The 3,314-nt window shown below is 70.7% G+C and carries 4 protein-coding genes; 1 reads left to right on the top strand and 3 read right to left on the bottom strand.

The features are described from left to right. The coding region (locus tag Q7W29_04635; GenBank protein MDO9171103.1) for a glutathione peroxidase at positions 1-249 on the top strand (249 nt) is incomplete at its 5' end. 394 nt (positions 250-643) lie between these two features. Here Q7W29_04635 and Q7W29_04630 read toward each other — a convergent pair. The 3 genes from Q7W29_04630 to Q7W29_04620 all read right to left on the bottom strand — a co-directional run. Then, positions 644-1,426 carry an SDR family oxidoreductase gene (locus Q7W29_04630; GenBank protein ID MDO9171102.1) on the bottom strand — a complete coding sequence of 261 codons (783 nt, stop codon included), beginning with the start codon at positions 1,424-1,426 and terminating at the stop codon, positions 644-646. Then, a complete protein-coding gene (locus Q7W29_04625) occupies positions 1,423-3,012 on the bottom strand; it encodes a sigma-54 dependent transcriptional regulator (protein MDO9171101.1) in 1,590 nt (529 codons plus the stop codon). Before Q7W29_04625 ends, Q7W29_04630 begins: the two co-directional genes overlap by 4 nt. 116 nt (positions 3,013-3,128) lie before the next feature. Beyond that, on the bottom strand, positions 3,129-3,314 hold a 186-nt coding region (locus Q7W29_04620), incomplete at its 5' end, for a hypothetical protein (GenBank protein ID MDO9171100.1).

The raw sequence follows: 3,314 nt of genomic DNA, 5'->3' as shown, positions 1-3,314 counted from the left end.
GAGATCCGCGCCTTCTGCGACGCGAAGTACCAGGTGACCTTCCCGCTCTTCGAGAAGGTGGCGGTCAAGGGCGACGCCAAGTGCGACCTCTACCGCTTCCTGACCGCGGGCGGGCTGGAAGAGCCCACCTGGAATTTCACCAAGTACCTGATCGGCCGCGACGGCCGCGTCATCGCCCGCTTCGGTCCCCGCACCGCTCCCGACGCCCCCGAGCTCCGCGCCGCCATCGATGCTGCGTTGCGACTCTGATCCACACATCCTGTGGTGACAGGGGGCGCTCGTCGGGCACATCCTGTGCCCGACTCGCTTGGCCTTTCGGCCCTTCCGCCATCCTGGCTCCAGGACCTCCAGGACACCCCTGTCACCACAGGATGTGTGGATCAGAGTCGAACAGCAGCACGAGCAGGCGCCGAGCGGCATAGAGGATCCCGGCCGGTCCATGGTCCCTTTCCTGTAGCGAGAGACATCTCGCCCGAGTCATCCATATCCACGATGACAGGGGTGTGTGGAGGTTTCCTGCGCCAGGAGGGCGCAGGGGACCGTAAGTCAAGCGTTCCGGGCACACGAGGTGCCCGGAACGCGCCCCCTGTCATCGTGGCGATGGATCATCTGGGCGAAGGTGCTCTCTCTACAGGAAGGGATCCTAGGACCGGCCGGCATCCTCTATTCCGCGCGGGTGATTGATGGTGGCGGTTTTTTGGTCCGTAGGCCACAACACCAGCTCGGAGATGTTCACGTGCGCCGGTCGTGTTACGCAGTAGAGGACCGCGTCGGCCACGTCGGCGGGCTGCAGGGGCGGGAAGTTGCGGTAGACCTTGGCGGCGCGTTCCTCGTCGCCGTGGAAGCGCACGAGGCTGAATTCGGATTCGACCATGCCGGGGTCCACGTTGCTGACGCGCACGCGCGTCCCCTTCAGGTCGATGCGCATGCCGTGGCCGAGGGCCGCGACGGCGGACTTCGTCGCGCAGTAGACGTTGCCGTTGGGGTAGACCTCGTGGCCGGCGATCGAGCCGATGTTCACCACGTGGCCGCGGTCGCGGGACGCCATGCCCGGCAGCACCGCGCGCGACACCCAGAGCAGGCCCTTGACGTTGGTGTCGATCATCTCCTCCCAGTCGGCGTGGTCGCCCTGGTGCAGGGGGTCGAGGCCGCGGCTCAGGCCGGCGTTGTTGACCAGCACGTCGATGTCGCGCCAGGGGTCGGGCAACGCCGCCACGGCGGCGTCGACGGCCTCGCGATCGCGCACGTCCAGCCCGATCGTCAGCGACGGCGCGCCGAGGTCGGCGGCGAGTTCCGTGAGGCGGTCGCGGCGGCGCGCGACCAGGATCAGCCGCGCCCCCTCGCGCGCGAACGCGCGGGCGCAGGCCTCGCCGATGCCGGAGCTGGCGCCGGTGACCATCACGCAGGAGTTCTGGAGGTTCTTCACGTCGTCGGCCTTCCTTTCCCTTCTTCGCGGTAGTTTGCCCAGGCGACGCCCAGCTTGCGCAGGCGGGCCCTCAGCGTGTGGGGATTGACGCCCAGCAGCGCGGCGGCGCCGTGGCGCCCTTCGATGCGCCCGCGGGTCGCGGCCAGGGCGATCGCGACGTGCCGGCGCACGGCCTCGTCCAGGCTGACGATGCCGCCGGCCGCCGTCGCGGCGGTGGTGTCGTCGGCGGCGCCGGCCGCAGGCGACGGCAACGAGGTCGCCGCGCCGAGCGCGGCGGCGATCTGCAGGCCGGCGCCGTCGCCCAGGATGGCGGCGCGGTCGACGACCGACGCCAGCTCGCGCACGTTGCCCGGCCAGGCGTAGCCGGACAGCAGGGCCAGGTCCGTGGGCGTGGGCAGCTGCAGGCGCAGGCCGAAGCGCAGGGCGGCGCGGTGGGCGAAGTGCGAGGCCAGGGCGGGGATGTCCTGGCGCCGCTCGCGCAGCGGCGGCAGCACCACCGGGAAGCCCGCGATGCGGTACCAGAGGTCCTCGCGGAAGCGCCCGTTCTGCACCAGGGCGGGCAGGTCGCGGTGCGTCGAGGCGACGATGCGCACGTCCACCTTCACGTCCCTTTCCCCGCCGACCCGCTCGAACGACCCCTCCTGCAGCACGCGCAGCAGGCGCACCTGGGCGGGCAGGGGCAGCTCGCCCACCTCGTCCAGGAGCAGCGTGCCCTGGTCCGCGCGCTCGAACCAGCCCCGCCGCGACGCGGTGGCGCCGGTGAAGGCGCCCTTCTCGTGCCCGAAGAGTTCCGAGTCGATGAGCTCGGGGGGGATCGCGCCGCAGTTGACCCGCAGGAAGGGGCCGTGCCGGCGCGGCGACTGCTCGTGGATCGCGCGGGCGATGACCTCCTTGCCCGTGCCGCTCTCGCCCAGGATGAGCACCGGCACGCCCGAGCGCGCCACCAGGGCCACGCGCGCCATGACGGGCTCCAAGCCGCTCTCGACGCCGACGATGCGGTCGGTCAGTTCGACGCGGCCCAGGCGCGACAGGGCGGACCGCTTGTCGGCTTCCGCGGCGGCGCGCAGGGCCGACAGCTCGCGCAGGCGGCGGTCGTTCTCCAGGGCCGTGGCGAACGCCCGCTGGAGTTCGGTGAACAGCATCAGGTGCGCGGGCGCGAAGCAGGCCGGGGCGCGCGCCCGCAGCAGCAGCACGCCCTGCGGGTCGGGTGTGTCGCCGAGGGGAGCGGCCAGCCACTCGCCGCCGTCGGCGGCGGGCCCGACCGGGCAGGCCTCGCCGTCCGGCGCGGCCCCGTCCCGCAGGTGCTGCGCACCGGTGCGTCGGGCCCAGACGCGCAGGCGCCGCACGACGGTCGGCGGCAGGGGGGACGTCGTGCGCAGCGGTTCGCCCCGGTCGTCGTCGGCGTCCAGATCCGTCGTGATGGTGAGCAGCTGCGCCGCCGCCTCGTCGGGCAGGGCGATCGCCAGGCGGTCGACGGGCAGCTCGTCGGCGAGGATGCGGCCGATCGTGGCCAGGGATTCCTCGAGGGCCGTGTGCCGGCAGATGGCGCGCCAGACCTCCAGCATGACCAATCGCTGGTCTTGCATCGTGTGACCTCCTCAGATCCAGATCATATGTCGGGAGGCCATCATATATAAAGGAAAAGTTCCATGATATTTGACAGAAAATGGATCGCGAGCCGGCGATAATAATATAACGTACATTATGACAACATGTTGCACTCCTGGAGTGGTTGCGCACGGATCTTGTTAGTGTCCGTGATCCGGGCTAGAATCTCGTCGGGGTCCGCACCGGAGGGCAAGCCATGAAAATCCGCGTCCTGGGCATCACCGCCGTCCTCGTCCTGGCCGTCGTCGCGGTCCTGTTGTCGGGCGCGGCCCGCGGGGCG

Source organism: bacterium, assembly GCA_030654305.1.
GTDB lineage: Bacteria > Krumholzibacteriota > Krumholzibacteriia > LZORAL124-64-63 > LZORAL124-64-63 > PNOJ01.
Note: the sequence above shows the minus strand (reverse complement) of the source record. Positions and strands in the feature narration are given on the sequence as shown.